The sequence below is a fragment of the Nocardia sp. genome (assembly GCF_025465275.1).
Classification (GTDB): domain Bacteria; phylum Actinomycetota; class Actinomycetes; order Mycobacteriales; family Mycobacteriaceae; genus Nocardia.
Map to the genome: position 1 here is coordinate 26,209 of NZ_JAODNK010000199.1, position 26,001 is coordinate 52,209.

Here is a 26,001-nt window from a genome sequence, read left to right on the forward strand (position 1 = left end):
GAGATAGATTTCGTCAACAGTCGGACTGCGCGTTGACCAGCACCGCCATATTTCCGGGAGGCTGCTGGTTATCGCACATCAACTGATGGACTCTTCCAATTTCCGCAAAGGCACCGACATACGACAAGCACGGATCCACATCACCGATCGAAACCAGCTCGGTAATGGCCCGGCACTGCTGCAGGTTCGCGAAATGCGACCCTTGAAGTCGTTTTTGCCGCATCCACAGGTACCGGAGATCGACATCCGCGTTATACCCGGTCGTACCGCCGCAAATGACGACCATGCCCGCGTTGTCGCACATATAGATCGACGTCGGTATCGTGTCCTCACCGGCGTGCTCGATCACTATCTTCGGAGCGCGTTTCGCACCGAGCGCTTCCCAGTACCTGGTGCCGAATCGCCGCACCTCGGTGAGCCATTTCGCCATGTCGGGCTCATTACCGATATCCGGCAGCCGGCCCCAATGGGAGAATTCCCGACGGTTGACAACACCGACGGCGCCCAAGCTTTCACAGTGCTTTTCACGCTCCGCGCTGGACACGACCGCTACGGGCCGACCACCGTATGTCCTTGCGATCTGTATCGCCATGGAACCGAGCCCACCAGCACCGCCCCAGATCAACACCGGATCACCAGGCTGTACCACGTTCGGATACCAACCCAGCAGCTGGCGGTACGCGGTGGCCCCGGTCAAAATATATGCGGCGGCTTCGGCCCAGGAAAGTCTGTCCGGCTTAGGGTGGCATTGATAATCTTGAACGACCGTGAATTGAGCAAAAGAACCATAGTTCTCTTCGTAACCCCAGACACTTTGACTCGATGACGTCATCGGGTCGGCGCCCATCCTGATATCGTTGGCCGATTCGTTCCAGATACATGAAGACAAAACGACTGAATCACCGACATCAACGTTATCCACCCGGTCGCCCACTGCCCAGACGATCCCCGAGCCTTCGGATCCACCGATGTGAAAGTCCTCGCTGGAACCTCGCTTTCGGCGTGCCGCGATCACGTCCAGCGGCGTACCTCGCGCCGCCCAGACATTGTTGAAATTGATGCCGGCCGCCATCACATAAATGAGCACTTCGTTCGGACTGATTTGTGGAACATCGACAATTTCGTCTTGAAATGCGTCGATCGGGTCGCCGTACCGGTCGGGGCGAATGACCGATGCCAGCATCTTCCTCGGGATAAACCCGACCGGCGGGAGCTCACCGAGCTCGTACAGCGACTTTTTCAACTCACGAGTCCTCTGCGACAGCGGGCAGCCGAATCAGCGGAATCCGGCGCGCGCATCTGGATTGATAGTCACGATAGAACTCGCGATCCGCGGTCAACTCATCCCAGAGCTGTTGATACTCGACGCCTTCCAGAATCTGCGGCTCGGCCCAATACTGTCCGCTGCGCAAGCGCACCAGCACCTTTGGGTTCACATCGGCGGCGGTGAGGTTCAGGTACCACGCCGGGTGTTGCGGTGCCCCGACCAGGGAAGCGACGATGACCCGGCACCCGGCGCTGTCATACCAGAACGGTAATGCCGCCTTGCGGGTCTGCCCACTCCTGCGACCGATCGTGTGCAGGAGAAGAAACTCCATATCCGAGCTGATCCACACCTCGGCGGCGTCGGTGACTTCCATTCCGGCAACATGCCGCCGGCCGATTTCCACCAGTTCATCACGGCTGGGTTCGATGAATAGGGCATTTCGTTGACTGGCCGACGTCATCTCAATGCCTCCGAAGCTTCGTCCAGTCCGGCGGGCGTGATAACCAATGCCATCGTCAAACGCTCGACAACGAGACTCTCCGGCAAGCCCGGTCCGAGCCCGACCAGAATATCGGTGCCGATACGCTCGACTTCCGTCATCAGCGGTTTGATACCCACACCTCGGACATGGTTGTGCAGGAAGTAATCTCTTGTCGCTTCGGCTGTCGTCACCGTGCCCGCACTATGCGATGAGAACATCGTTATCTTCGGATCCCGAAATGTCATTTCAGAAATACGAGGTTCCATGAAGTCCGACACATACTGCACGAGCGGGCTGTGATAAGCGCCTGCATACTGATACAGCATTTGCATCTTGCGAGGATGCTCGGCCACCAGTTTCTCCAAAGCGTCAACGTATCCCGACAGCACTATTACGTGCATATTGCCGCCGTATGCCGCTTCATAGTCTGCGGCGAGGTACACCCCCGGGCACCGCTCTCCGTAAAAGCTCTCCGGATCATCGTCGATCGGCAATGCCGCCACGGCCATCCCCTGCGCCCGCGGATCAGGCGATGCCGGGACAAGGCGGTGATAGTGCAACAACCCGAACAGCTCCTGGCGCTCGACAGCACCTGTCAGACAAGCACTGATCAGTCCGCCGAGGCTCAGTCCGCCGACGGCGTCCGGGTAGATCCCCCGTCCTGCCAGAACATCATGAATTCCAAGGACAAGCGCCGCCTGACGCAATGCGCTGAAACTATGCACGACTTCACGTTCTTCGTGCTGACTTCCCGCCAGAAGTTCCGATACGGAAAATCCCGTCCACTCGGAAGCCTGTTCATACGAGCTCCGAATTTCGGGGTACCGATCATGAAATTCTTGGCAGGACGCGGCAGTAAGTGGGATCTGCCCACCAAGTAAATAGGATGTAGTCACTATATTAACTCCGAGGAAGAGAAGCAGATTGACGGAGCCGGTGCGAGGACAAAGCCTCAGAATTTTTTATGAGTCAACGCCCCTCCTGGTCGCGGTACTTGCCGGCTAGCGAAGGGTAGCGAAAGTTCCCCCTGCCAACCGTTGAGAATTCGGTCGCCGAGCAGTTCCCACTCATACGCATGAGCTTCCGAATGGAAGCAGCCCAAAAGAACGCAGAAGGAATACCTTCTGCAGTCCTGCCGTGAAAGAAGCCCCCAGCCTCATTGCGCATCTATTACGTGCCAACGCCCCGTCCATTTAGGGACGCACCACAAAGCTAGAACGAGTTCCAGTTGCTGTCAAGGAAGATCTATTGAAAGTGCCTGTAACTCAACGTACTCCGAGACCTGCCGTATCGTCAGTGCGCTTCAAGCTGATCATCACCGCCGATGAGAGCCGTCGGCGGCATCCGCGGTCCAGTCGCGGCATCGGCGCCACGTCTACCCCCATTAACTGACGCGACACCAGCATCTCGATCCACGAACACACTGGCGCGCTTGATGATCGGTCGACATCGTTCGTCGTTCCGCACCGAAAGCTCTGCGCGGCAGGAACATCCACGATCCAGGAGCGTGTGTGTGGCATGAGCAAGCTCCGGATGTGTTGCATACGAACGGATCACCGGTGCCGGGCGGGGAGTCCTAGGTGGGCAGCGCTGCGGTAGAGATCGACCTCGACGGTGGCACGCACAAAAAAAACACGCGCGGCGAGTGCCGCGCGTGTTTTCGGTACCGAAGAGGATCTGGTCAGATCGGCTTGATGTCGGAGACGAGCCAGTGATCGTCCTGCTTGGTGAGTTCCACCTGCAGGCGATCGCTCATGAGCGTGTCCTGGGGCGAATCGGTGCTCGAGAACCGCTGATTGGCCACGACAAGGACCGTGGCATGGTCGCGGGATGTCGAGATCACACCGGTCGCCTGAACGGTGGTCTGGACCGAGAGCTTCTTCTCCTTGGCCGTGGGAATGGCCTGGTCCTTGATCACCTTCATGTAGGAATCCCGGTAGCCGCTGGTCAGCTTTTCGGCTGCCTTCGGCAGGGCTTTCTCGGCGGTATTGAAGTCGTAGGAGAACAGCCCCTCGACAGTGTCCGACGCGACGGTGACGGAGGAGGTCCGGTTCTGCTCAGCTTGGCGATCGGACCAGAATCGGTATCCGGTCAGCGATGCGACGACCGTGGCCGCGACGAAAAGTACTGCAGCGCCGGCTACCAGTAGGTGACGCTTGTCGAATTTCACGGCACGAACTCCAGACCTGAAGCAGTCACGGTATTGGCGGTCCGGGTCACGTGCACGCGGACGCGGTAGTCCCTCTGCATCGGCCCATTGGTGGAGACATTGGAGACCGTCTGCTGTGCCAGCAGGAGCACGCTGGCCGAATCGGCGTCGTCGCTCTCGATCGCGGCCGAGATGATGGTGCCCGTGGATTGCACCTTCATCTGCTCGAAGACCTTCTTGTACGCGTCGCGATTCTGCGAGTACTCGTCCTTGAGACCACCACCCGCGACCGAGAGCAGCCGATCGATGTCCTGATCCGCGGTCGAGTCCTTGACAGTGGACATGTCGATATATGCCTGCTTGGCGACCTGAATGTATTCGGCACGACGTTGGCTCAGCTCGTCCGCCCGGTGCCCGTGGTAGAAGTACACGCCGGTCGAGCCGAGCAGTACCAGCATCGACACCAGCGCGACCACCGCGGCGACGGTGCCCATCCGACCGAGCGAGCCGACGATCCTGCGGACCCTCGACTTCGACTCCGTCTCGGAATCAGCCACGGCGTCGGCGTCGACCGCGACCGCGGACGCTTCTTTGTCTTCTGCCACAGGCTCATTCGAGGGTTCAGACGGGACATCGGAATCTTCTGCGGCCGGAGTTGCACCAGCGCTACCGGCCGCGACGGGCTCGGCATCGGTGGCCGCGGCGGACGCTGCGCCCGCAACCGAACCCGGCTCGGCGACCTCGATCGCAGCCGGTTCCGGACGCACGGCGCCGGTACCCGATTCCTGTACCTCGATGCTCGCGCTGTCACCCTCGACGGGCGGTCCCGCCCGCCGGACGACACGCCGCCGAGCACGGCTTCGGTTTGCTGGTGTTTCGCTCATCGCGGTGGCTCCTGAAGCAATTCCTGCCAACTTGACGGCACCTTACTGGAGCCATCTGCATTGATGCCTCCCTGACGGTACACGCGCCCATCAGGTCCGAGGAATGTGCCGCTGCTCGGATCCTCATGCGCGATAAAGGGGGCCTGCTGGTTACCCAACAGCTTATCGATTGGCTGACCGTTCTTGTCTACCGGATGCGGCATACCGGACGGCGGATTGTCGCCCTCGGGCACGTAACCCTCCGGATCGTGACACAGGTCCGGGCTCGGCGCCCGCTTGCCCGGTACGTCTGCACACGGGGTGTTGCGGATACCGCGCACGGCTTCCTTGGCGTTCTGTGCCACCTTGCAGTACAGGTTGTCGGGGGTATCGGCCTGGCTGAGATCGGCCGGTGACCGTCGCTGGTCGGCGGGCAGGAAGCCGGTGGTGCAGCCCGGCGGATCATTCAACCCGAGCATGAAGTCGACCATGGCCCCGTATTGGACGGGCCCGCGAATCGAAGTCAGTAGCGCGGACAGCAGCGGCGGGTAAATGACAAGAATCTGTTCGAGCCCAGCGTGATACGTGACCCCGACCTGCCCGACACTGATCATATTGGCGAGCAGGATCGGCAGTGTCGGTTTCAGGTCCTGGAAGGTCTGGTTCACCCGCTGGATCGCGGACGGCCCGTGCTCCAGGAGCGACCGCAGCGCCGGATCATGTTGGCGCAGTTGGTCGGTGACCGTGGCGAGATCCTTGGTCCAGCTTCGAATATCGTCCGCGGACTGGTTCTGGGTATCGAGCAGCGGACCGATCTTGTTCAGCAGATCCTTGGTCGGCTCGGTGGTGTCCTTGGCCTCCTGCACCAGCAGGGAGGCCGAGTCGAGGAGCCGCTGCAAATCCGGTCCGGCGCCATTGAACGCCACGAAGGCTGAGTTGATGACCTCGGCCAGCTTGGTGTCGGCGACGGTCGACAACAGCCGGTCGGCCTGATCGAGCATGTCGCCGACGTCCTGCGGCAGTTTGGTACGGCCCACCGGGATCACCGAACCATCGCGCAGATTCCCGCCTTTCGGTGAATCGGCCGGCACCAGGTCGACGTACTGCTCGCCGATCGCCGAAACGCTCTTCACGTACGCTTCGACATCGCCGGGGATCTTGAAATCGCTCTCGATGGACAGCTTGGCGTCGACTCCGGCGGGGGTGAGGTTGACCGCCTCCACCTTGCCGACATTGGTGCCGCGGTAGGTCACGTTCGAGAACTGATAGAGACCACCGGTCGCCGGCAATTGGACGGTCACGCCGTATCGTCCGATGCCGAACATGGCGGGCAGCTTCACATACTGGCCGCCCATGACGGCCAGGCCGATCACGGTCAACACCGAGAAAATGGCCAGCTGAATCTTGACGAATTTCGTAAGTTTCATCGACCCCCACCGCCCTGCTGCACGTTGGGCACTGTGAGTCCGGGAATCGCGGGCAGACCCGGAATCGGCGGCAACCCGGGAACACTCGGCACCGGTCCCGGCGTCGCGGGCGCGGGCGCCGGATTCAGCGGATCGGACAACGGATCACCCTTGCCCACCGCAGTCTGGGGTATCCCGTACCCGAGTGTGGCCTGAGCGCCACCGAGGGAACCGCCCAGTGGCGTACCGGTCAGGAAGTTCGAATCGAGCCGGGAACCGGTGAGGTCCACCGTCATCCACAGATTCATGTAGTCACCCTTGATGACCTTGTCGATGTTTTTGATCGGGAACGGGAAGGTCAGCAGCCATTGCAGCGAGTCGGCCAGCTTTCCACCGGTATCGGCCAGAGACTTCAGGGCCGGCTCGAGATTGGCGAGGTCGGCCTTCAGGTTGTCGCCGCCCTGATCGAGGATCTGCTGCACCACATTGCTCAGATCACCCAGAGAGGTAATGGCTTTGGTGATGTTCTCGCGACGGTCGGCGAGCACGGTCAGGGCCGGGTGGATGGTCGTGATGGCGGACGTGAGGTCGTCCTTCTGCCGCGCCAGCACTCCGGCGAACCGGTCGAGCCCACCCATGGCCGCGATGATGTCGCCCGTTTGCTGATCGAGCGTGGTGGTCAGAGTGTTCAACTGCGGCAACAGATCCCGAATGGAATCCGTGCGGCCTTTGAAGGTGGTGTCCAGCTCCCGGGTGATGGTCTCCAACTGGGATATACCGCCACCATTGAGCACCACCGACAACGAGGAAAGCGTCTGTTCGGTGGTCGGATAGGCGCCCGCCCGCGCCAGCGGGATCAGGTCCCCGTCCTTTAGATTGCCCTGCGCCGGCTCGTCTTTCGGTGCAGCCAGTTCCAGATGATTACTGCCCAGCAGACTTGTCTGTCCGATACGCGCGATGGCGTTGGCAGGCAGCACGACTCCCTTGTCGAGGCCGACGGTGACCAGCGCATGCCAGCCCTCGACCTGGATACCGGTGACGGTGCCGACGGTCACGTCGTTCACCTTGACCGGTGAATTGCGGGTGAGCATCGTGACATTCGGCATCTCGATGCGGACCTTCAGGGAGCCGTTCCCCGTGCCGATCGCACCGGGCATCGAAACAGAGTTGAGTCCGTCCCATTCGCATCCGCTCACACCGAGCAGCGCGACCAGGCCGACTGCCACACCTGCGACTCGAATTCGTCTGCGGCTCATCATCGTCCACCTCCAGGGATGAACAGGTCGGTCAGGGACTTGGGAGACGGCGCGGACAGCGGCTCGCCCGGCCCCGGGACCTGGTTCGCCAGATCGGGCGTGCTGTAGGTGAGCTGCTGGGGGAAAGCGTTCTGCTGGGTCAAGGGATTCACCAGCAGCGCCGGGTAGTTCATCGTCAACGAGTTGAGAACCGGTCCCAGATACTGCTTGCACGCGGCGGCGCTCTTGTCGGAATCATTGGCGCCTACCGCCTCGACCGCACCACACAGAAAGGCGATCGGGTTGGCGAAGTTCGGGGCGGACAGAGCTCCGGTCAGCGTGCCCTGGGCGGGCTTGTAGAGCTGATAGAAGTTCGCCAGTGCGGTCGGGCCGGAGTGCATGATCTTCTCCAGCTCCGGTTTCTTATCGGCCAGCACCTGTGTCGCGTCGGCCAATCGCTGCACGCTTTCGGTCAGGGCGCCGCTTCGTTCGTCCAGAAACCGCTTCACGTCCCCGACCGCGGTATCGAGATTGTCCAGCCCGCTGCCCAGATCAGTGGACACGTTCGCGAGCACGGACGATACCGACGCCAGCCGACCACCGAACTGCACGATCTGATCGTTGGACTTGGACAGCACATCGACGAACTGCTGCAGATTGCGAATGGTGCCGAACAGATCCGTCCGGCCGTCGGAGAGCGTGTTCAAGGTGCTGGACAGCTCTTTGAGGGTGTCACGGAAGGCCTGTGCGTTGCCGCCGCCGAGGTTGTCGGCGGCGGTGTTGATGGCGCGGCCGAAAGAGCCCTGCTTATCCTCACCGATCGGGCCGAGCGCCTTGGACAGCTTGGTCAACTCCGCTTTGATGTCGTCCCACTCCACGGGAACCGCAGTGTGCTCCAACGGAATCGAGGCGTTGTCGCCCATCTTCGGCCCACCGGTGTAGGCGGGCGCGAGCTGGATGAAGCGCGCCGAAACCAGCGAGGGAGAGATAATCACGGCCTTGGCGTCGGTCGGCAGATCGATGCCGCGATCGACGGTGAGCTTCACCGTCGCCCGGTCCTTGCCCGGATCGATCGAGTCGATCTTGCCGACCTTCACGCCCAGCACCCGCACCTCGTCACCGGCGTACAAGCCGTTGGTCGACGGGAAGTAGGCGGTGATGTGCTTCTTACCGATATCGGAGACCAGGCCGTAGACCAGCCATGCGGCGACCACGACCACGAGCGCGGCGGCGACCAGGCGCGCCGTGCGCGGCACCCTGCGTATTGCGTTCATCGCGGCGGCTCCTGGGTGGCGGGCTGGAGTGACGGCAGCGGATCGAGATAGGCCTTCAGCGCGTCGGGCAGATGCTGCGGCCAGACCATCGCGTCGGTCAACACCTGGAGCATCGGCGAATCGACATTGGACAGGTAGGCCTGGAAGTACGGCCCGCTGCCGACCTGCTCACCGAGCGCGGCTTCGAACGGTCCGAGTTCGGTGAGCGCCTTGCCGATATTGTCTTTGTTGTTCTGGAGCAACGTCAGCACCGAATTCAGTTTGTCCAGAGTCGGTTTCAACTGCGCCTCGTTGTCATTGACGAAACCGGAGAGCTGTTGGGCCAGTCCGTTCACGTACACGATCAGTTGACTCAGCGCGGCACGGCGGGCGTCGAGCTCACCGAGCAGGCTATTGCCGTCGACGAGCAGCGAATTGATCTGCGTCGCACGATCACCCAGCACCTTGGTGACATTCTGGGCATGCGAGAGCAACTCGGTGAGCGCCTTGTCACGGGTGTTCAGGCTGCGCGAGAGCTGGGTGATGCCGTCCAGCGCCGACCGCAGCGGCCCGGGTGTATCGGTGAACGCATCCGACAGCGCGTCCAGGGTCTTGTTGACCTGGTCGGTGTCGAGCCCCTTGACCGTGGTGGCCAAATCGCCGAGGGCATCGGTGAGCGAGTACGGCGAGGTGGTGCGATCCAGCGGAATTGTGTCGTTCCCGCGCATCGCGCCGTCCCCGGACGGCGTCACTTCGAGAGACTTGCGACCCAGCATGGTGTTGGTCTTGATGGCCGCAGAAGTCTTGCCGCCCAGCACGATGGACTCATCCAGCGTGAAATGCACCTTCACCTTGGCGCCGTCGAGCTTCACGGCCTCGACCCGGCCGGAGCGGACACCGGCCACCTGCACGGGATCCCCGGGCAGCAGTCCGCCCGCGTCGGCGAAGTAGGCGTTCAGCTCGGCGCCGGACCGCACTAGGGGCAGCCGGTCGAACTGCAGCGATGCCAGGGCGATGGTCACCGCGAGTACGATGCCGACGATGCCGGCATTGATCAGAGGAGAGCGCTGTCCGTTCATTGGGCGGCACACCTTCCCGTGTGCTGCGCACCGACGAAGTTGAGCTGCTGCGTCTTGCCGTCCGGTCCGTCGATGAGGAAGTTCGCACCACAGACGAACATGTTCAGGAATGAGCCGTAGGACCCGATCCGGATCAGCTTCTTATAGGTATCGGGCAGCAGATTCAGCACGTACTGCACATCATCCTTCTTGTCGTCCAAGTTGCCCGACAGACGACCGAGCTGTTCGACGTTCGCCTTCAGATCCGGGCGCACCTGCTGCAGCAGGGTCGTGAGATCACCAGTGGCCCCGGCCAATCGGGGCAGCGCATCACCGATCGGATCCTTGTCCGCCGCGAGACCGCTGACCAGACGCTGCAATTCGGTCAGTGTGGTCGAGAAGTCCTGGTCGTGTTGATCGATGGTGGCCAGCACCGTCTTCAGATTCTCGATCACGCTGCCGATCAGGGCATCCCGGTCCGCGAGGGTCTTGGCGAAGGAGCCACCGCTGTTCAGCAGCGAGACCAGGGTTCCGCCCTGCCCCTGGAATACCTGCAGCAACGCGCCCGTCAGGTCGTTCACCTGCTCCGGGTTCAGGCCTCGCAGCAAGGGCTTGAATCCGCCCAGCAGCATGTCCAGGTCGAGCGCGGGTTTGGTCTGTTCGACGTGGATTGTCGCGCCCTTTTTCAGAGCCTGCGCGCTACCCGGTCCATCCAGCAGCTCCAGGTAACGGTCGCCGACGAGGTTTTCGTAGCGAATCGCGGCCTGGGTGCTGGAGTAGACCTGGTACTCGTGGTCGATATCGAAGTCGACGTGGGCGAGGTGATCCTTGCCCACGGACACCCGCGATACCGAACCCACCGGTACACCGGCTATGCGTACCTTGGAGCCCGGCAGGATTCCGGACGAACTGGTGAACACCGCGTGATATCCGGTCGAGCGGGCGAAGCGCATCTGGCTGAAGATCACTCCCAGCCCGGCGAGAACCACCACCATGACCAGTGTGAAGATCGCCAGTTTTACGCTGCTCGCGTGCAGTTTGATCCTCATGGGTTGGGCACCCCCGGCAGTCCTGCAAACAACATCTGGAAAACCTTCGGGCCGTTGAGATGAGTCGACATCGAAGGTGTCCACACCTCGCCCTCGGAGGTATCGGTAACGAGGTAATTGGAGTGACTACCCGGCACTCGGTCGAGAACGTTCTCGCAGTGCGGGCCTCCCGTGGCATTCACCTTCGGCAGATCCTTCGGGTACTCGTACGGCGTGCCACCACCCTGGAGGCTGGCATTCAGTGCCACCCACGGTGCGTCACCACCGAAGATGCGGTTACCGACCGGAAGCGCATCGGCTGATCCGACGACCAGGCAGTACAGCGCCGGGTTGTATTCGTTGAGCAGTTCAGTGGTGGGGCGCAGCAGATCCAGTGCTGTGACCAAAGGCGTCGCGTTGTCCTTCAACACGCCCCCGGTGTCGTTGGCCAGTCCGATGAGATTCAGCAGCACCCGATCGACGTTCGACTTCTCATCGACGATGGTGCCACCTGTGACAGTCATATTCCCGGTGGTGCGCAGCAGATCCGGCACTGTGTCGGCATACAGGTTCGTCACTCCGACCGAGGTCTGCAGATCACGTTTCAGGTCGGGCAGGCTCGGGTTGATGTCCTTCAGATACTGATCGCTGTTGACCAGCAACTGCCCGATCTTGTCGCCCCTGCCCTCCAACGCCTGGCCGAGCGCGGTCAGTGTCGCGTTCAGCTTCTCGGGCTCGACCTTGTCGAGCACGTCGGTGAGATGCTGGAAGAGCGTATTGAATTCGACCGTCACCGAGCCGGCCTGCACGACTGAACCAGGCTTCAAGGAATCGGCTGAGGGGTTCTGCGGCTCGGTGAAGTTGATGTACTTCGCACCGAACACGGTCGTGGAGTTGATGTCCACGGCGGCATTGGCCGGAACCATCTTCAATTTGTCCGGGTCGATGGCCAATTCGATGCGAGCGCCATCGGCGGCGTCGGTAATACCTTGGACATGGCCGATTTCGACGCCGCGGATCTTGACCTTGGCGTCCTTGTCCATAACCAGACCCGCACGCGGGGCTGCGACGGTCACCTTGACGGTGTTCGTGAATCCGCCCGCGAAGCTCACCATGCAGAGGGTGATCACTGCGACGATGCCGAGCACGAGCCCGGCTCCGGCCAGTCGGATGAACCACCCCTGTTCGAGGTACCGCTTGGAGCTTCGTTTCTCGACGGACGGTGAGCCGATCGGGCTCGTCGTTCCTCCATGTGGTTGCACGATGTCCCGCCCTACCCGGAGAGATGGAAATTGCCGGAGGTGCCGTAGATGGCCAGCGAGATCAGCAGTGTCACCATGACTACCGAGATCAGCGAGGCCCGCACCGCATTACCTACCGCCACGCCCACACCGACCGGCCCGCCCGCGGCGTGATAGCCGTAATAGGTGTGGATCAGCATGACCGCTATGGCCATGAAGATCGCCTGCGCGAAGGACCAGAGGATATCGCTGGGGATGAGGAAAGTATCGAAGTAGTGGTCGTACACACCAGCCGACTGCCCGTAGATCACCACGGTCGCAAAGCGACTCGCGAGGAACGAGCAAATGACAGCCAGCGAGTACAGCGGGATGATCGCGATGATGCCCGCCAGCATTCGGGTGCCCACCAGGAAGGGGATGGGCCGTATGGCCATCACCTCCAGGGCGTCGATCTCTTCAGAGACGCGCATGGCTCCCAATTGTGCGGTGGTGCCCGCTCCCAGCGTCGCCGCCAGGCCGATGCCCGAAATAACCGGCGCCGCAACACGAACGTTGATGAACGCAGCGAAGAAGCCGGTCAGGGCCTCGACACCGATATTGCCGAGTGAGCTGTAACCCTGCACGGCGATAGTGCCACCGGCGGCCAGGGTGAGGAACCCGACGATCACGACGGTGCCGCCGATGACGGCCAAAGCGCCGGTGCCCATGGCGATCTCGGCAATCAGGCGGATTGTCTCGGTACGGTAGTGAATCAGAGCCTTCGGGACCGAGGCGATGGATCGTCCGTAGAACACCGCATGGTGGCCGACCGAATCGAGTCCCTCGGTAAAGCGCCGAAAGCGTTTGGTCACCTTCGGAAAACGAGATTGAATCACGAACGCCATCTGATCACCGCGCCGTGAACTTGATGCCAACGGCGGTTACGACCACGTTGATAACGAACAGCGCCATGAAGGCGAAGACGACGGTCTGGTTCACTGCTTCGCCCACACTCTTGGGTCCGCCCTTGACGTTTAGCCCCAGGTAGCACGCGACCAGACCGGCCACCAGGCCGAACAACGTGGCCTTCACTTCGGAGATGACCAGCTCCGGCAGATGCGTCAGCAGCGTGATGCCGTTGACGAAGGCGCCGGGATTGACGCCCTGCAGGTACACCGAGAATACGAACCCGCCGAGAATACCGATCGTTGAGACCAGGCCGTTGAGCAGAAACGCCACCATCATGGAAGCAAGCACACGGGGTACTACCAGGCGTTGAATCGGATCGATACCGAGCACCTTCATCGCATCGATCTCTTCGCGGATGGTGCGTGCACCGAGATCGGCGCAGACGGCGGTGGCTCCAGCTCCAGCGACGATGAGGACTGTGACCATGGGGCCGACCTGGGTGACCGAGCCGAACGCCGCAGCGGCTCCGGACAGATCGGCCGCGCCGATCTCTCGAAGCAGAATATTGAGGGTGAAGATCACCAGCACGGTGAACGGAATTGCCACCAACAGAGTCGGGACTAGGGACACCCGAGCAATGAACCAGGACTGATCGATGAATTCCCGTCGCTGAAACGGGCGCCGCACCGAGGCCCGGGCGACAGCGCCGGCGAGTTCGAAGAACCCCCCGACCGCCCGTAGCGGTACAGCGAGGACGTCATTCATTCCCGCGATTCCTCCTGACCCTGCCTAGCTATAGCTTCCGAGATCTGAATGTGATCTCGGTCCCGCCCGAAGATTAGAACACGTTCCAGTGCCCTCCGGGAAGGCTTCGACGGTTTTGAACAGGTCATCTTTCTGAACTGCTGTCCAGTTTCGAGAACGTGTTCACCCCGTGAGGACTACCACAGCTGTGCCGCCTTTGTGAGGCGCCACACATAGATGATCCCCATTCCTACCAATGATTGATCGCGTGATCAACCTGGGCGCGGGGGTGAAACCCCCCGCGACCGGCACATGAGGTTGAACTAGCCGAGATCCATCAGCGCCGACGCCGAAAATGTGGCGCCCGAAGGACGTTCGGCGAAATACCCGCCGAGGGAGGCTGCCAGACCCTCGCGGGTCCACTCGCCCTCGGCGTCGAAACGCTGTTCCACCACGGGTGCGGCCATGAGCGCCACCATGGGGCCGTACACGACGAACAGCTGTCCACTGACGGCCGCGGCGGCCGGGGAGGCCAGGAAGGCCACCAGGCGTGCCACGTGATCAGGGGAGAGCGGATCCGGACCCTCTTCGGGGGCTGCCGAGAAGACCTTTTCGGTCATCGAGGTCCGGGCGCGCGGCGCGATCGCATTGGCGGTGACACCGAAGGCCGACAGCGCACGCGATGCCGACAGCGTCAGTGCGGTGATACCCGCCTTGGCGGCGCCGTAATTGGCCTGGCCCGCGGGGCCGAGCAGTCCGGCCTCGGACGAGGTGTTGACGATGCGGCCGTAGACCGGCGCGCCCGCTTCCTTCGACTTGGCCCGCCAGTACGCGCCCGCATTGCGGGTGAGCAGGAAGTGCCCGCGCAGATGCACCGCGATGACGGCGTCGAAATCCTCGTCGGACATGTTGAACAGCATCTTGTCCCGGGTGATACCGGCATTGTTGACGATGATGTCCAGTCCGCCGAAGGTTTCCTCGGCGGTCTGCAGCAGGGCGTCGGCGGTGGACCGCTCGGCAATGCTGCCCGCGACGAATTCGGCCTTGGCGCCGAGCGCGCGAATGTCGGCGAGGGTTGCGCTGACCGCGTCGTTCTCGGCAAGGTCGTTCACAATGACCGAAGCACCGGCCCGGGCCAGCTCGAGGGCTTCGGCCCGGCCCAGCCCGGCACCAGCGCCGGTGACGATGGCCACTCGGCCGGCAAGACTCACATCAGTTTCGCTCACCGGGCCGACTCTAGAACGTGTTACACCCGGCGAGCAAGACTGGGTTCAGACCAGCTTCAAGGCCGCCTTGGGGCACTGCGCCACTGCCGTCTTCACATCTTCCTCATCGCCCGGGGCCACCTCGGCGCCAATGATGTGCAGGACGTCGTCATCATCGAGTTCGAACACGTCGGGAGCGATTCCGACACAGATTCCGTTCGCCTCGCACTGGTCGAGATCAACAGTGACCTTCATAGCCAACTCCTTTGCCACAACAGTGGGCCGAGCCTAACAACACCAGCCCCACAGGGATAGCAAGCGCGGCCTTACAGGGTCAGATACTGGAACATGTTTCAGTCCATATGCAATGATCGGACCAGCCCAAAGGTTCGTGGCCCGTCTCGTTCTGGACTGAGTGGAGCGGGGGAGCGAAGCGGAGGAGCGAAGCGGAGGAGCGGAGGGAGGGAAGAACGAGACCTCCAGGGCCGCGAACCCGCCGCGCCGCAGGCGCGGCAGAAAGGAAACAGCTATGCGGATCGCATACACGCCGCAACAGGAACAGCTGCGTGCTGAGCTGCGTGAGTATTTCGCCCGTCTGATCACTCCGGAACGCCGGGCGGCGCTGTCGGCCCAGACCGGCGAGTACGGCGAGGGCAATGTCTACCGCGAGGTCGTCGAGGAGATGGGCCGCGACGGCTGGCTGGCCCTCGGCTGGCCGAAGGAGTACGGCGGCCAGGACCGGCCCACCATGGATCAGCTGATCTTCACCGACGAGGCCGCCATCGCCGGCGCCCCGGTGCCGTTCCTGACCATCAACTCCGTCGCGCCGACCATCATGCATTACGGCACCGAGGAGCAGAAGCAGTTCTTCCTGCCGAAGATCGCCGCGGGCAAGCTGCACTTCGCCATCGGCTACTCCGAGCCGAGTGCGGGCACCGACCTCGCGTCGCTGCGCACCGGTGCGGTCCGGGACGGCGACGAGTGGATCATCAACGGCCAGAAGATGTGGACCTCCCTCATCGCCTACGCCGATTACATCTGGCTCGCCGCCCGTACGGATCCGAATGCCAAGAAGCACAAGGGCATTTCGATGTTCATCCTGCCGACCACGGCGGAGGGTTTCTCCTGGACGCCGGTGCACACCATGGCCGGTCCGGACACCAGCGCCACCTATTACCAGGATGTGCGGGTCAAGCACTCGGACATGGTCGGGCCGGAAAACGGCGGCTGGTCGCTGATCACCAATCAGCTCAACCACGAGCGCGTCGCGCTGACCTCCGCCGCACCGCTGACGTTCGCGGTCGATCAGGTCACCGAGTGGGCGCGGAACACCAAGAACTCCAATGGTTCCCGCGTCATCGACCAGGAATGGGTGCAGATCCTCCTGGCCCGCGCGCACGCCAAGGTCGAATACCTGAAGCTGATGAACTGGGAGCTCGCCTCCGGGGCCGACGCGGGTGCCGCGCCGCGCCCGTGGAACGCCTCCACCTGCAAGGTGTACGGCACCGAACTCTCCACCGAGGTGTACCGCGCCCTCATGGAGGTGCTCGGGCCGCAGGGTTACCTGCGCCAGGACTCCGCCGGAGCGCAGCTGCGTGGCCGCATGGAGCGCATGCACCGCGCCTGCCTGATCCTCACCTTCGGCGGCGGCACCAATGAGGTGCAGCGCGACATCATCGCCATGACCGCCCTCAAGCAGCCGGCCTCAGCGCGCTGACCATCCTGAAATCGAGGTAACCATCATGGATTTCACTCTTACCGAAGCGCAGCAAGATCTGGCCCGGCTCACCGCCGAGGTGACCGGCAAGCTCGTCACCGCCGATCGGCTGCGTGAGCTGGACAAGAACACGGACGCGTCCGGGAACACCACGCTGCGCTTCGACGAATCGCTGTGGAGCTCGCTCGCCGAGACCGGCGTGCTGGCCGCGGCGCTGCCGGAAACGGTGGACGGCAGCGGCTTCGGCGTGCTGGAGCAGACGTCGATCCTGCGGGAACTCGGCAAGTCCGTCGCACCCGTGCCCTACCTGTGGTCCATCGTGCTCGGCGCAGGCGCGCTGGCGCAGTTCGGCTCCGAGGACCAGCGCAAACTGGCCGCGCAGGCCGGGACCGGCGAGACCGTCCTCACCGCCGCGCTGAGCGAAGAGCGCAATTGGGAACCGGCCAAGCCCGTCACCACCGCCGCCGACAATGGCGGCTGGCAGCTCACCGGGCTCAAGACCACCGTGCCGTTCGCCCGGCAGGCGGCACGAATCCTGGTGTCCGCCAGCGTCGACGGCTCCCCCGCCGTCTTCCTGGTCGACCCGTCGCACACCTCGGTGCGCATCGAGGACCAGATCGTCACCGACCGCACCCCCGAGGCCGAGATCGAATTCGCCGGTACCCCCGCCGAATTGGTCGGCACCCTGGAGCAGGGCGCCGAAGTCCTGAACTGGCTGCTCGAGCGGGCCTGGCTCGGCCTGGCCGCCACCCAGCTCGGCACCCTCGAAAAGGGCCTCGAGCTGGTCGCCGACTACGCCCGCGAGCGCGAGCAGTTCAGCAAGAAGATCGGCAGCTTCCAGGCCGTGGCCCAGCGCCTCGCCGACGCCTACATCGACGTGCAGGGTGTGCGCCTGGCCGTCCAGCAGGCCGCCTGGCTGCTGTCGGAGGGTCTGCCCGCCACCGCGGAAGTCCACACCGCCAAGTTCTGGGCCGCCGACGCCGGTCACCGCGTCGCCCACACCGTCGTGCACGTGCACGGTGGCGTCGGCATCGACCGCGATCACATCGTCAACCAGTACTTCACCGCCGCCAAGCACAATGAATTCGCCCTCGGCGGCGCACACGACCACCTGCGCGCACTCGGTGGCCTGCTCGCCGCCAACTGACCCGGCGAGCGCACCACAGCTACGAATAACCAAGGGCGGCAGCACCATTCGGTGCCGCCGCCCTTGTTGCGGGTGCGGCCGCCACGCCGATCACGTCATCGGCCCTGCCCGGTTCGATTCGATGCACCACCGGCCGAGCGCAGATCGGAGCTCCCAATTCCCCTGCGACAGTGGCCGATTTGCACTCGGCGGCAATGGTCACCGCCCGTCAGCGGCCGGAAATGAATTCCGCGCGCGGACATTCGGCAGCGGGAAAAAGCTGCCCGCATTTCCTTCCGCGCGCGGAATTTCTCCGCGGCCGGTAAGAATATGTGGCAAATCCGCCCCGTCATCGAGGACCCCGCCCCGTCATCCCGGCGTGCTTGTGGCCGGGATCCACGACGGCTCAGCTGGTTCCGGTTCATCCCGGCCACAAGCGTGCCGGGATGACGAGGGTTTTCACCTCGGCCCGACGGGCCGGCTCAGACCCTCATCACAGGGCGGCTCAGGGCACCAGGGGGCCGGCCAGCACGCGCTCACCGGCGGTCCGGTCGCCGCCCCAGGTGAGGGACGGATCGCCGGCGGGCTTGCGCTGCCAGAGGGCGAGCAGCAGATCCGATGCGGCTCCGGCGATTTCGGCGACCGGCTCGCCGGGGCCGTAGACCCAGCTCTCGGCGATATCGGTGGCGCGGACGTGCAATGCCACCTCCGGTTCGGTGGCCAGGCCGCGCTTGATCATGCGCGGGGCGAAGAGTTCGAAGACCTCGGTGATGCCATCGACGGCCAGGTCGGTGTCGAACGGGTCGGCGGCGCCGAACGTGTGCTGGCCGTCCCACAGGTGCATGAGGGTCTCGTGCGCGCGGCGGCGGCGCCAGAAGGCGACGGTGCGCGGCATGGTGCTGGAGAAGGTCCACGCTTCCTGATCCGGCTCGCCGGACAACACCGCGACCATCGCGTCGGCGGTCTCTTCGTACCACTCACGCAGCGCGGCAGCCTCTTTCGGAGCAGCCTCGACCTGCCGGTCACCGCGCAGCTCGCTCACCGCGGTCACCACCCACAGATTCCCGTTGCCGACGTGGTCGGCGAGGTCGTAGAAGGTCCATTCGGCGCAGGACGGTACCGGCGCCCCGAGATCGGTGTCCACGGTGATGAGATCGCCGAAGGCGGTCAGCTTCGCGCAGAGCAGAGCCAGGTAATCCATGCCTGTCACGGTAAACCGGACAGACCCGGAGCACACGCCGAGGCACGAACACCTGCGTGTTCCCGGAAAATCAGGATTCCATTTCGCGAACCGGGAAGATGCGCTCGAACACCGGGTCCGGGTGATCGGGTGAGGGCTCCAATTCATTCATGAGCAGATCGCTCATGGCATCGCGGCGCAGCACCCGGCCCAGCTCGGCGGCGGCGCGATAGTAGGCGGGCGTGCGCAGCACGCGCCGGACCGCGGCGGTGATCTGCTGCGGGGACGCGGTGCGCGACAGCGTGATTCCGGCATGGTGCGCCCGCACCCGGGCGGCATTGTCGGCGTGGTCCCGCCCGTGTGGCAGCAGCACCACGGGCAGATCGGCGGCGAAGGCCTTGACCAGGGTGCCGTGCCCGCCGTGCGTGACCACCAGGCTGGCGTGCCGCATGAGCTCCTGATGCGGCGCGGCGGCCAGCACCTCCACATTCACCGGTGCGGTGATATCGGCGGGATCGACGGCGGGCCCGGTTGTCACAATGGCACGCACCGGGAGCTGGCCGAGCGCATCGGTGATCCGCTGCAGGCATTCGGTCTGGCGCTGTGCGGTGGTGGACAGCGATACCAGCACCAGCGGATCGCCGCCCTCGGGCAGCGCCCATTCCGCATTCCTGGTCCAGAACGGATCGTCCAGGATGGGGCCGACACAGCGCACTCCGTCCGGCCGCTGGGCCGGGAAATCGAAAGCCTCGCTGGACAGTACGAGCTGCCGGTGCGCCAGCTGCACCTGATCCTGATAGTGCGCCAGCCGTTCCAGACCGAAATCCGCGCGCAGGGCATTGAGTTGCGGCAGCAGTTCCTGATCCCAGCGCCGCTGCACCATGGAACCCACGACCCGGTCCCGCCAGCGGCCGACCGGGCCGTCCGCACGGCCGAATCCGGTGCCGGGCGGCGGACCGCCCTCGACCGGCAGCGGGTAGATGCCCGGAATCAGCACCATGAACGGCAGCTCGCGCGCCTGCGCGGCCACCATGGCGCCGAAGGCGAAGTAGGAGGCGAGCACCAGATCCGGTCGCTCCCCGTCGATTTCGGCGACGGTATCACGGGCATATCCCGCCCCGGCCCGCGAGCGCAGCCGCGCCCCCGTCGCTGTCACCTCCGCGGCCAGGGACTCCTCGGCGAGCACGGTGACCCGGTGCCCACGGTCGACGAGCCTGCGCACCACGCCCAGCTCCGGCGGCACGGTCCCGCCGCTGCCGGTGAGGGCGACCAGGTAGCTGTACTTCATCGGGCACCTCCTCCCCCGCCACTCTGTCACGGTCAGCGGTCGCGCGTCCACGCACCGATGAGTTTCCCGGGGCAGGTCCGTCCTCACCTATGACACCCACGGACACGCAAAGAGTTTGCGGATGAGAGGACGAAACGCCATGGCCAGCAAGATGATCTTCATCAACCTTCCCGTCGCCGAGCTGGAGCGCTCGAAGAGTTTCTACGAGGCGCTGGGCTGGAAGGTGAATCAGGTGTTCACCGACAACAACGCGGCCTGCATCGTCGTCGACGACAACATCTGCCTCATGCTGCTGACCAAGGATTTCTTCACCTCCTTCACCGACCGCACCATCGGCGACAGCAGGACCACCGTGAGCAGCCTCTACTCCGTGTCTCTTGCCAGCGCCACGGAAGTGGACACGCTCGTCGACGCCGCGCTCGCGGCCGGCGGCACCGAGGAGGTCAATGCCAACAAGCGCGCGCAGGAGGCCGCGGTCGGCATGCACGGCCGCACCTTCATCGATCCGGACGGCCACCAGTGGGAGCCCTTCCACATGGAGTACCCCGGCGCCAACTGAATTCGAAAACCACCCGCACCGCTGATGATTCAGCGGGCTATCGGCATGTGAACACAAGGATGCGAACGGCCCGCCGGGACGTATCCCAGCGGGCTGTTCACGCATGTCGCCGCGCTGCGCCGGACCACCCCGGCGGTAGATCTTGCGGTGGACGAAGCCACCTACGCGACGACGGAGTCCAGTTCTACCGCAGTTCCAGCGGAAGTCCGAAAAGCGGGAACAGGCGGTCGGTATCCAGGAAGAAATTGAGGCCCGCGACCTGGTCACCGTCGAGCTCGAGCACGGTGATCGACCACGGGGTCCACAGGCCGGGTTCGCCGCTCGGCTTGTAGTGCCCGAAGGCAGGCAGGCCGTTCGCGCCCGCGAGGGGCACCATGCGGGAATCGCGGCACGCCTGACCGGTGCCGAGCATGAACTCGGCGACATTCTCCGGACCGGAGATCCACAGCGAGAACGGCGGCATGGACAGCGCCACATCGGCTTTCAACAGCTGGGTGAGCGCGTTCATATCGTAGGACTCGAAGGCGGCGACAAAATCGTCGATGAGTTTGCGCTGCTGCTCATTGCTTTCGTCGTAGGCATCGGAGACGGTCGCCACCTCCTGCGCCTTGGTCATGGTGGCGCGGGCGCGCTGCAGCGCGCTGTTCACCGAAGCCGGTGAGACATTGAGCATTTCGGCGGTCTCATTGGCCGAGAAGCGCAAAACCTCGCGCATGATCAGAATGGCGCGCTGGGTGGCGGGCAGGTGCTGCACCGCGGAGACGAAGGCCAGCCGCAGCGTGTCCTTGGCACTGGCCGCCTCGGCCGGGTCGGCGCCGAAGGCGAGTGCGTTCGGAATCGGTTCCACCCATACGTAATCCGGCTCCGGCGCGGGCAGCGGCGAATCCGGGGTGGAAGGCCCCGACAGATCCATCGGCCTGGCTCGCCGCTGCGGACCGTCGAGCATGTCCAGGCAGACATTGGTGGCGATCTTGTACAGCCACGACCGGACGCTGGAGCGACCCTCGAACGAGTCGTACGACTTCCACGCCCGCGTGAACGTCTCCTGCACCGCGTCCTCGGCCTCGAACGAGGAACCCAGCATTCGGTACGCGTAGGCGCACAGCTCGCGCCGATGCCCCTCGAAAGACCGCAACACGTCATCCGTGATGGTGGTGGACCTGCTGCCTGTCTCGCTCATACAAAACACTCTCGCACAGCCCACCGACAAGAAATAGGCTCCTCCGCCTCCCCGAAACTTTTGCCGAGCACTGAGCGGGCCACCAGTTTCGTCGCGGACCGGCGGTTGCCGACGGGGCTGAGTTCTGGACGTCCCCGACGAGTTACCGGACCATACGGAAATCAGTTGTCACGTTGGCAATTACCCCGAACGACCGTGCCCACCTGTCGCAGCAGGCGGGCACGTGCACTGGGGCGTTCAGGCGTTACTTGGTGGTCGGAGCGTGGGAGTGGTTGTCGGCCTCGCGGGCCTCGGTCTGCGCCTGCGCCCACTTGTAGTCGGGCTTGCCGGCGGGCGACCGCTTGATCTCGTCCACGTACCAGATGCTGCGGGGCATCTTGTAGGAGGAGATCTCCTGAACCAGGGTGGGGCGCAACTCGTCCAGGGTCGGGCGGTTCTCGCTGCGGCACTGCACCACGGCGACCACCCGCTGTCCCCAGCGCTCGTCCGGCACGCCGACCACGAGCGCATCGAAGATCTGCGGGTGCGCCTTGAGCGCGCCCTCGACCTCTTCGGGGTAGATCTTCTCGCCGCCGGAGTTGATGCTGACGCTGCCGCGGCCGAGCATGGTGACGCTGCCGTCCTCCTCCACGCGGGCGAAGTCGCCCGGGATGGAGTAGCGAATCCCGTTGAACTCCTTGAACGTCGCCGCGGTCTTGACCGGGTCGTTGTAGTAGCCGAGCGGGATGTGGCCGGTGCGGGCGATCAGGCCGGTCTTGCCGGAGCCCGCCTCGATCTCATTGCCCTCGTCGTCGATCACCTTGGTGGAGGCGTCGATCTTCACGCGCGGGCCGCCGGTGTGGGTGGCGCCCTTGGACGCGATGGACAGGCCGCCGAAACCGGTCTCCGAGGAGCCGATGGAGTCGGTGATCATGGTGGTGGTGAGCAGCTCGATGAACTCGTCCTTGAGCGTGGGCGAGAACAGCGCGGCGCTGGAGGCCATCGCCCAGAGTTGCGCATGCTGGTACGGCTCACCGGTTTCCGGGTTGCCGGTCTTGAGCGCGTCCAGCATCGGCCGCGCCATGGCGTCGCCGGTGATGAAGATCAGGTTGATGTTGTGCTTGTCGATGGCCTGCCAGACGCCGTGCCCGCTGAACTCGGGCAGCATGATCGCCTTGCCGCCGTCGAAGAGGCTGTGGAACACCGCGGTCTGCGAGCCGCCGTGGATCAGCGGCGGGATCGGGTAGCGCACCAGCTGACCATTGCCGGCGCCGACCTTGGCCTGCTGCCATTCGTCCTCGATGCGGACTCCGGTGACGAAGTTGATGCCGCCGCCGAGCACGCGCCACCAGTCCTCGTGCCGCCACATGACGCCCTTGGGCAGGCCGGTGGTGCCGCCGGTGTAGAGCATGAAGATGTCGTCGGCCGAACGCTCTTCGAAGTCGCGCACATCGGAGCTGCCCGCGAGGGCCGCCTCGTACTCGGTGGCGCCGGGAGGCTTCGGAAGATCGGTGCCGTCCTCGATCGTCAGCACGGTCTTGATGGTCGGCACCTTGGGCAGCACATTGGCGATGCGGTCGCTGTAGCGCCGCTCGGCAATGATCGCGACCAGGTCCGAGTTCTCGAAGATGTACTGCAACTCGTTCTCGACGTACCGGTAGTTCACGTTGATCACCACCGCGCGAATCTTGAAGATCGCGACCATGGCCTCGACGGCCTCGATGGTGTTGCGCGCGTAGATGCCTACCTTGTCACCGGGCTGCACGCCCTGTTCCTGCAGGTAATGGGCCAACCGGTTGGCCCGCTTCTCGAACTCCGCGTAGGTGAAGGAACGGGTGTCGTCCACCAGAGCTACGCGCTCCGGCATCAGATCGATGGCGTGCTCGACAAGGTCCGCTATGTTGTAGCTCACAGGTCGAAAATAGAACGTGTTCTCGCTTATCGCAAGGTGCGAGTTCCCGCTCACCGGACAATGCGGTGTGGCCCCCGCCACACACTACGCCCGGAATGCCCGGAACGCTCACCTGGACAGCGACGGAACGGACCCGCCCGGCCATGCCGAGCGGGTCCGATTCTGAAACAGGTTCTACGACTGAATGAGGGGCTTCAGCCGCTCGAACTGCCGCACATCGCGCACGCCGACCAGCAGCATGGTCACGCCGGCCTTCTCCCACACCGTCAACTGCTCCCGCACATGCGCCTCGTCGCCGATGATCGTGGTGTCCAGGATCAGCTCGTCGGGCACCGCGGCAGCGGCCTCGTCCTTGCGGCCGGACCGGAACAGCCGGGTGATCTCGTCGACCTGCTCGCCGTAGCCCATGCGGCGGTACACCTCGGCATGGAAGTTCATGTCCTCCGCGCCCATACCGCCGATGTAGAGGGCCATGAAGGGCCGCAGGCGATCGAGCTCGGCCCGGGTGTCATCGGTCAGGATCACCTGCGCGGTCGCGGCGATTTCGAAGTCCGCCCGCGAACGCCGGGCACCGGCCCGCGCGAAGCCCTCGTCGAGCCACTGGTTGTACATATCCGCGAGCCGCGGGGTGTAGTAGATGGCCAGCCAGCCGTCGGCGATCTCGGCGGTGAGCGCCACGTTCTTCGGGCCCTCCGCGCCCAGCCAGATCGGCAGATCCGACCGCAGCGGATGGGTGATCGACTTGAGTGGCTTGCCGAATCCCGTAGCGGTGGGCCCGTTGAACGGCAGCGGGAAGTGCGGTCCGTCGTTCTGGACCTTGCCTTCGCGGGCCAGCACCTGCCGGATCACCGACACGTATTCGCGGGTGCGCTGCAATGGCTTGGCAAACGACTGCCCGTACCAGCCCTCGACCACCTGCGGCCCGGACACGCCGAGGCCGAGAATGTGCCGCCCGCCGCTGAGGTGATCCAGCGTCAGCGCCGCCATGGCGGTGGCGGTCGGTGTGCGTGCCGACATCTGTACCACCGAGGTGCCCAGCCGGACCCGGCTGGTGCTCGACCCCAGCCAGGCCAGCGGTGTGTAGGCATCGGAACCCCATGATTCGGCGGTGAAGACCGCGTCGAATCCGGCTTCTTCGGCGGCGGCAACCAACTCTGCGTGGTTCGTGGGCGGCTGCGCGCCCCAGTATCCGAGTTGCAACCCAAAGCGCATGTTCGGTTCCCTTCCCAAGTGGGCTCTTGCACCCTTCTTTAGAACCTGTTCTACTCGATCTCGTGACTCTGGGGAACACCGAAGTACTCGCCGCACCGCTGCGGATGCAGTTCGACTACACCCGCTCCACCGGACCGACCATCGGACGCTTCCTCACCGGACTGCGTTCCGGGCGGGTCGTCGGAGTGCGGGGTTCCGATGGGCGCGTCATCGTGCCGCCCGCGGAATTCGATCCGATCACCGCGGAACCGCTGACCGAATTCGTCGACGTGGCCGATGTGGGCACCGTGCAGTCGTGGAGCTGGGTGGCCGAACCGCTGTCCGGTCAGCCCTTCGACCGCCCGTTCGCCTACGCGCTCATCAAGCTCGACGGCGCGGACACCGCACTGCTGCACGCCGTGGATGTGGCCTCGCCGGCCGATATCTCCACCGGCCTGCGGGTGCGTGTCCGCTGGGCCGCCGAGCGCAACGGCGACATCCACGACATCGCCTGCTTCGAGCCGGGCGAAACATCCGCCGCCCCTGCCGATTCCGAGGATTCGGGCGCACCGGTGACCGGCATCGTGACGCCCATCGACCTGTCCTTCAAGCACACCGCCTCACCGCAGGAGACCCAATTCCTGAAGGCGATCCTGGAGGGCAAGCTGCTGGGTGCGCGCGCCGAATCCGATGGGAAGGTGTACTTCCCGCCGCGTGGCGCCGATCCGCGCGACGGTTCGCCGACCGAGGATTACGTCGAGGTCGCCGATAACGGCATCGTCACCACCTTCTGCATCGTGAACGTGCCGTTCCTGGGTCAGCGTCTCAAGCCCCCGTACGTCGCCGCGTACGTGCTGCTGGACGGCACCGATATTCCGTTCCTGCACCTGGTGCTGGGTGTGGAGGCGAGCGAGGTGCGCATGGGCATGAAGGTGAAGGCCGTATGGAAGCCGCGTGAGGAGTGGGGTCTGGGCCTGGCCAATATCGACCACTTCGAGCCCACCGGCGAGCCCGACGCCACGTACGAGTCCTTCTCGCACCACCTGTAAAG

24 protein-coding genes are annotated in these 26,001 nt (G+C 64.0%); 4 read left to right on the forward strand and 20 right to left on the reverse strand.

Annotation, left to right across the window (positions count from 1 at the left end; genetic code table 11):
• Positions 1-13 precede the first annotated feature (13 nt).
• The 15 genes from ccrA to JWN03_RS40710 all read right to left on the reverse strand — a co-directional run bounded on the left by ccrA (position 14) and on the right by JWN03_RS40710 (position 15,073).
• Positions 14-1,243, reverse strand: a complete 1,230-nt coding sequence (gene ccrA / locus JWN03_RS40640; protein WP_297627187.1) for a crotonyl-CoA carboxylase/reductase — start codon at positions 1,241-1,243, stop codon at positions 14-16.
• 1 nt (position 1,244) lies between these two features.
• A complete protein-coding gene (locus JWN03_RS40645) occupies positions 1,245-1,727 on the reverse strand; it encodes a nitroreductase/quinone reductase family protein (RefSeq protein WP_297627191.1) in 483 nt (160 codons plus the stop codon).
• On the reverse strand, positions 1,724-2,644 hold the full coding sequence (locus tag JWN03_RS40650; protein WP_297627194.1) for an acyltransferase domain-containing protein: 921 nt from the start codon (positions 2,642-2,644) through the stop codon (positions 1,724-1,726). The genes JWN03_RS40645 and JWN03_RS40650 overlap by 4 nt, the downstream gene beginning before the upstream one ends.
• Positions 2,645-3,429: 785 nt before the next feature.
• The gene (locus JWN03_RS40655) at positions 3,430-3,918 is read right to left on the reverse strand and encodes a h domain protein (protein WP_297627197.1); all 489 of its coding nucleotides are present in this window, start codon (positions 3,916-3,918) and stop codon (positions 3,430-3,432) included.
• On the reverse strand, positions 3,915-4,781 hold the full coding sequence (locus tag JWN03_RS40660; RefSeq protein ID WP_297627200.1) for a hypothetical protein: 867 nt from the start codon (positions 4,779-4,781) through the stop codon (positions 3,915-3,917). The genes JWN03_RS40655 and JWN03_RS40660 overlap by 4 nt, the downstream gene beginning before the upstream one ends.
• A complete protein-coding gene (locus tag JWN03_RS40665; protein ID WP_297627203.1) occupies positions 4,778-6,187 on the reverse strand; it encodes an MCE family protein in 1,410 nt (469 codons plus the stop codon). Before JWN03_RS40665 ends, JWN03_RS40660 begins: the two co-directional genes overlap by 4 nt.
• Positions 6,184-7,425, reverse strand: coding sequence for an MCE family protein (locus JWN03_RS40670; protein ID WP_297627205.1), 1,242 nt, complete (start codon positions 7,423-7,425; stop codon positions 6,184-6,186). The genes JWN03_RS40665 and JWN03_RS40670 overlap by 4 nt, the downstream gene beginning before the upstream one ends.
• Positions 7,422-8,675, reverse strand: a complete 1,254-nt coding sequence (locus JWN03_RS40675; RefSeq protein ID WP_297627208.1) for an MCE family protein — start codon at positions 8,673-8,675, stop codon at positions 7,422-7,424. The genes JWN03_RS40670 and JWN03_RS40675 overlap by 4 nt, the downstream gene beginning before the upstream one ends.
• On the reverse strand, positions 8,672-9,733 hold the full coding sequence (locus tag JWN03_RS40680; protein ID WP_297627211.1) for an MCE family protein: 1,062 nt from the start codon (positions 9,731-9,733) through the stop codon (positions 8,672-8,674). Before JWN03_RS40680 ends, JWN03_RS40675 begins: the two co-directional genes overlap by 4 nt.
• Positions 9,730-10,761, reverse strand: coding sequence for an MCE family protein (locus JWN03_RS40685; protein WP_297627214.1), 1,032 nt, complete (start codon positions 10,759-10,761; stop codon positions 9,730-9,732). The genes JWN03_RS40680 and JWN03_RS40685 overlap by 4 nt, the downstream gene beginning before the upstream one ends.
• On the reverse strand, positions 10,758-11,912 hold the full coding sequence (locus JWN03_RS40690; RefSeq protein ID WP_297627327.1) for an MCE family protein: 1,155 nt from the start codon (positions 11,910-11,912) through the stop codon (positions 10,758-10,760). The genes JWN03_RS40685 and JWN03_RS40690 overlap by 4 nt, the downstream gene beginning before the upstream one ends.
• A gap of 101 nt (positions 11,913-12,013) precedes the next feature.
• Positions 12,014-12,865 (reverse strand): MlaE family ABC transporter permease, encoded by an 852-nt coding sequence (locus tag JWN03_RS40695; RefSeq protein WP_297627216.1) that lies wholly within the window; start codon positions 12,863-12,865, stop codon positions 12,014-12,016.
• Positions 12,866-12,869: 4 nt separating this feature from the next.
• Positions 12,870-13,634: an MlaE family ABC transporter permease gene (locus JWN03_RS40700; protein ID WP_297627219.1), complete on the reverse strand. Its 765-nt coding sequence runs from the start codon at positions 13,632-13,634 to the stop codon at positions 12,870-12,872.
• Between the two features lie 302 nt (positions 13,635-13,936).
• A complete protein-coding gene (locus JWN03_RS40705) occupies positions 13,937-14,839 on the reverse strand; it encodes a 3-oxoacyl-ACP reductase (RefSeq protein ID WP_297627222.1) in 903 nt (300 codons plus the stop codon).
• A 45-nt stretch (positions 14,840-14,884) separates the two neighbouring features.
• On the reverse strand, positions 14,885-15,073 hold the full coding sequence (locus tag JWN03_RS40710) for a ferredoxin (protein ID WP_297627225.1): 189 nt from the start codon (positions 15,071-15,073) through the stop codon (positions 14,885-14,887).
• 274 nt (positions 15,074-15,347) lie between these two features.
• Here JWN03_RS40710 and JWN03_RS40715 point away from each other — a divergent pair, with 274 nt between their 5' ends.
• The gene (locus JWN03_RS40715; RefSeq protein WP_297627227.1) at positions 15,348-16,535 is read left to right on the forward strand and encodes an acyl-CoA dehydrogenase family protein; all 1,188 of its coding nucleotides are present in this window, start codon (positions 15,348-15,350) and stop codon (positions 16,533-16,535) included.
• A gap of 25 nt (positions 16,536-16,560) precedes the next feature.
• Positions 16,561-17,682, forward strand: coding sequence for an acyl-CoA dehydrogenase family protein (locus JWN03_RS40720; protein WP_297627230.1), 1,122 nt, complete (start codon positions 16,561-16,563; stop codon positions 17,680-17,682).
• 484 nt (positions 17,683-18,166) lie between these two features.
• On the opposite strand, the gene JWN03_RS40725 is transcribed toward JWN03_RS40720, so the two are convergent.
• The gene (locus JWN03_RS40725) at positions 18,167-18,862 is read right to left on the reverse strand and encodes a maleylpyruvate isomerase family mycothiol-dependent enzyme (protein WP_297627234.1); all 696 of its coding nucleotides are present in this window, start codon (positions 18,860-18,862) and stop codon (positions 18,167-18,169) included.
• 70 nt (positions 18,863-18,932) lie between these two features.
• On the reverse strand, positions 18,933-20,129 hold the full coding sequence (locus JWN03_RS40730; protein ID WP_297627236.1) for a glycosyltransferase: 1,197 nt from the start codon (positions 20,127-20,129) through the stop codon (positions 18,933-18,935).
• A gap of 139 nt (positions 20,130-20,268) precedes the next feature.
• Here JWN03_RS40730 and JWN03_RS40735 point away from each other — a divergent pair, with 139 nt between their 5' ends.
• Positions 20,269-20,688: a VOC family protein gene (locus tag JWN03_RS40735; RefSeq protein WP_297627239.1), complete on the forward strand. Its 420-nt coding sequence runs from the start codon at positions 20,269-20,271 to the stop codon at positions 20,686-20,688.
• A 184-nt stretch (positions 20,689-20,872) separates the two neighbouring features.
• On the opposite strand, the gene JWN03_RS40740 is transcribed toward JWN03_RS40735, so the two are convergent.
• The 3 genes from JWN03_RS40740 to JWN03_RS40750 all read right to left on the reverse strand — a co-directional run bounded on the left by JWN03_RS40740 (position 20,873) and on the right by JWN03_RS40750 (position 24,971).
• Positions 20,873-21,868: a sigma-70 family RNA polymerase sigma factor gene (locus JWN03_RS40740; protein WP_297627242.1), complete on the reverse strand. Its 996-nt coding sequence runs from the start codon at positions 21,866-21,868 to the stop codon at positions 20,873-20,875.
• Between the two features lie 244 nt (positions 21,869-22,112).
• The gene (locus tag JWN03_RS40745) at positions 22,113-23,759 is read right to left on the reverse strand and encodes an acyl-CoA synthetase (RefSeq protein ID WP_297627245.1); all 1,647 of its coding nucleotides are present in this window, start codon (positions 23,757-23,759) and stop codon (positions 22,113-22,115) included.
• Between the two features lie 174 nt (positions 23,760-23,933).
• The gene (locus tag JWN03_RS40750; RefSeq protein ID WP_297627248.1) at positions 23,934-24,971 is read right to left on the reverse strand and encodes an LLM class F420-dependent oxidoreductase; all 1,038 of its coding nucleotides are present in this window, start codon (positions 24,969-24,971) and stop codon (positions 23,934-23,936) included.
• 62 nt (positions 24,972-25,033) lie between these two features.
• On the opposite strand from JWN03_RS40750, the gene JWN03_RS40755 reads away from it, so the two are divergent.
• Complete coding sequence (locus JWN03_RS40755; RefSeq protein WP_297627251.1) at positions 25,034-25,999, forward strand: Zn-ribbon domain-containing OB-fold protein; 966 nt, start codon at positions 25,034-25,036, stop codon at positions 25,997-25,999.
• Positions 26,000-26,001: the final 2 nt, after the last annotated feature.